Source organism: Streptococcus oralis (genome assembly GCF_001588645.1).
In the GTDB taxonomy this organism is placed as follows: domain Bacteria; phylum Bacillota; class Bacilli; order Lactobacillales; family Streptococcaceae; genus Streptococcus; species Streptococcus oralis_AB.
Genome location: NZ_LAYF01000026.1, coordinates 1 through 3425, shown reverse-complemented (window position 1 = coordinate 3425; position 3425 = coordinate 1). Strand labels below are relative to the sequence as shown.

Genomic DNA, 3425 nt, shown 5'->3' with positions numbered 1-3425 from the left:
CATGGTGATTTCGTTAGATCCACCACCACCGTGACAAAATCTAGACATTAATTCAATTCTTCAATAGAACTTCCGCTTTATCTGAATTTAGAAAGTCTTTCAATATATTCAAAGTCCGTTCGACTGATTCTTCATCACGTCCATACACTCTTCTTATACTCTTATCATCAATAACCTTGGATAAAAAAGTGATTGAAAATCTCTGTTCATCAATTCGAGTGAACCAAATGTTAAATAAGCCACCCTCTCCAGCTTCCAATTGCGTATTTTTACCGGTTGATGAAATACCTATTGTCATATGATAACCATTATACATGAACGGAAAATTAAAATTTTCATCATCTCCTTCATTAATCACAATTGTATCAAGATCAATCGAAAAAATTTTCTCTAAAGCTTGTTTGACATTCTGATAACCCAAACTATCTCTTGTAGGCAAGTATACTTCGCTCATTTATAAGCCCTCCACATATTTCCGAAATTCTCAAACTTATATCCATTTTCTCTTAGAATATTCATTTCGTTCATAAATGATTCCCCTTTACCAGTCGTATGAAATACAAAATCTGCAGTTTCTGGATTGGAACTCAATATAAAATTCTTTCCTTCCTGAATCTGTTTTAGCAAGAATTCATCATTTACTTTATAAGCTAAGTCTGGATCCACTTTCCACATTGCGTTCCAACCATTACTTCCAGCATCAAAGTAAGTCCAGCCATTAGCATGAGCCACTTGCTCATAAGAAGTTACACTATTAGGCTGAAAATAACCAAGTAAGGCGGTCTTTGATTCTGTATTGTGTGTTGTTAAATCAGTTAATTTAGCAACATCAATTTCTGTATAATTTTTTTTCATAGTTTCCGCATAACTAACAATATATATCTCATTAAATCTGTCAATAGTAGAAAGAGGTTTTTCAAAAAACTTAACTGTATTTTCTGAAAGTTCCTCTACACTACCATCTAGATTCTTTGCGAAAGCACTGAGATTATCGGCTAGATGTGTTAGCTTCTCTCCACGTTCTTCTGGCTTCCATAGGCTAGACGGGCATTCTCATCAAAAAGACCAGCCTCATAGCGTGCAACAGCTGATGGTCTGAGCTTACTGCCTAAAAATTTTCTTATAATACGTAAGAGACAGAGCAAGAACTCTGTCTCTTATATTCTTTAATACAGAGAATGATTACTTATCATCTGCATCAGAAACTTCATGAGCTTTTTTTAACAATTCTTCAAATTCTTTTTCGGAGAAATAGTGTCTCTTTCTATCTGTATCAATAAGAAGAAATTCTGGATTATCTCTTAAAAATTGTATGTTAGCATCTTCTTGACTAATTTTTGATTTCCAAAATCCGAAATTAGCATAATTAATTAATTCTTCACCATCATGTTCTCCTGCTAAATAGCTATCCACTGCTTCTTTAGGGATTTCTTTAACAACCTCTGGCATGGTGATATTGAAAGTTGGATACTTTAAAATATACTTACCATTGGCTTCATAAATTTCTAACATATCACCTTTTTTTGTTGGTATTTCTTTCATTATTGTTCACTCCACAATTCTTTAATGTTCAATTTATCTTTAGGAACTCTGTCAATCACAGATTCTGGAACACCACCCGGATAGGTCTTACCACCCGGACGCCATTGAACATTCCCGCTTGCTCCGCCCTCATTGCCACTTGGAATCCTCAGATTTTCAACTTCCTTAGGTTCGATCATAATTGGATTATTTCCAAGACTACCTTTATCAAGTCCCAAAAGTTTTTCAAGTACACGGGGATCACCATCAGCTTCCTTGACCATAGCTTCAGCTACATCTTTTGGAAAGACAAATGCACCATCCGGTCGACCAAAATAACCTTCTTTTTGAATCCAATAATCATTTTTAGCAAAAGCTGCCACCCCTTCGTCAAATAAGGCATTATGTTCTTTAATATAATTAGAACTCAAATATTCCTCTGGATCTGGTCGTTTAATTGTTTCACTTGGTTTAATATTGACTATCTTTTCTGATTGTCGTTCTGATAATCCTGAATCCGGAAAACTTTTCTGCAAATTATGCCACTCCGAGGAGAACCGGTTAGCTTCCACAACATCATCCACACTGCCATCTAGATTCTTTGCGAAAGCACTGAGATTATCTGCCTGATGTGTTAACTTACCTCCTTCAAATGGAATAGAGCCTGTCACTGGTTGCAGTTGTTCTAGGGAGTTCAAACTAAATCTCTGAGCCGCGTCACTTAGATCATCTGCCGAATTCGATAGAATCTTACTTGGTCGGAGATTGTCTAGCTGTTTGCCAAAGGTTTTAATTTGAGAAAAGATATTATCCCCCAGCCCCTTGGTCTTCTTCAAGAGCCCTTTAAAGGTATCGAAATTCTTAGCACCTTGTTCGACGCCTTCCTTCACTGCTGTTTTGATACTAGTCTTAACAGCGGTGAGCCCTACAGTCTTTCCTGTCTTGGCCAAGCCACTTAGATATTTACCTGCTGGGATCAAGTCAAGCAGGGCAAAGGCTCCCCTAATAACTCTCTCGTTCCCATCCAGCTCGCGCCCAGTACCCCAGTCCTTGCCAGAAGCGGCAGAGTACATATCCGCTGCTGCTACGACCGTTGATAGAACCGCACCAGCAGGGGGGCAGAAGACCAGCAAGACAACTGTAGCCGCGCTCAGAGTCAAATCCCGCCACATCTCGATAGTGGACTTTTCATCATCAATCGATACATACTCGAAAGATCGAGTTTGGTGCATAACTTGGACATATTCCGTCTCGGTCAGCCTATGATCCTTATAGTCCTTACTCTTCTTATACTTCTCATAGCTTTTCTTCAGTGACGCCTTATAAGGGCTATCAACCTTGTAGAGTTCGTCAATCCCTATCTCAGGTGGGGTGACTTCCTTGGTACCGACAGGATGGCCGTAGACATCTTTCACAGACTCGATGCGCTTATAGCCTATCTTGTTAGTCGTTTTATACTTTTGAATGTTAAGGGCTTCAAGTTTGGCTCCGACTTTGTCCATAGCCTCATAGAAGGGGCGGTCGATTTTCTTATTGATGTAGGTGTTCACATTCTCAGCATATCGCTCCAAGGTTGAGAGTTTGGCTTGCAGAGTTTGGGCAGTGCTGGTTTCATCGTGATAGGTATAGGAAACAACACCGTCCGTATCCTTTTCCTTGATGAGTTTCTGGACCTTCTCAGAAATCTTGACCAGATCCTCCACCCGTTTGGCAAATCCGGTCGAAGCTGTGCCTGTACTATAGCTCCCTGCTTGAGCATTTGTGTAATTTCCATAGCCACTGCTAGAAACTGTGGCATTTTCAGTGAGGCCCGTTATGGCTTGTTTCATCGTCTTCCAGGTCGATGAATGAAGTTCTACATCTTTGGTCATTGATCACCTCGCGGAATGATTCCCAGAGTTTTT

General features: G+C 39.4%; 4 protein-coding genes. All 4 read right to left on the bottom strand.

What is annotated here, in order from left to right:
- Positions 1-52: 52 nt before the first annotated feature.
- Positions 53-454 (bottom strand): hypothetical protein, encoded by a 402-nt coding sequence (locus A0739_RS09605; protein WP_061587813.1) that lies wholly within the window; start codon positions 452-454, stop codon positions 53-55.
- Positions 451-855 carry a hypothetical protein gene (locus A0739_RS09600; protein WP_061587812.1) on the bottom strand — a complete coding sequence of 135 codons (405 nt, stop codon included), beginning with the start codon at positions 853-855 and terminating at the stop codon, positions 451-453. Before A0739_RS09600 ends, A0739_RS09605 begins: the two co-directional genes overlap by 4 nt.
- A gap of 327 nt (positions 856-1182) precedes the next feature.
- Positions 1183-1542, bottom strand: coding sequence for a hypothetical protein (locus A0739_RS09595; RefSeq protein WP_061587811.1), 360 nt, complete (start codon positions 1540-1542; stop codon positions 1183-1185).
- Complete coding sequence (locus A0739_RS10690; protein WP_231082586.1) at positions 1542-3392, bottom strand: pre-toxin TG domain-containing protein; 1851 nt, start codon at positions 3390-3392, stop codon at positions 1542-1544. The genes A0739_RS09595 and A0739_RS10690 overlap by 1 nt, the downstream gene beginning before the upstream one ends.
- Positions 3393-3425 lie beyond the last annotated feature (33 nt).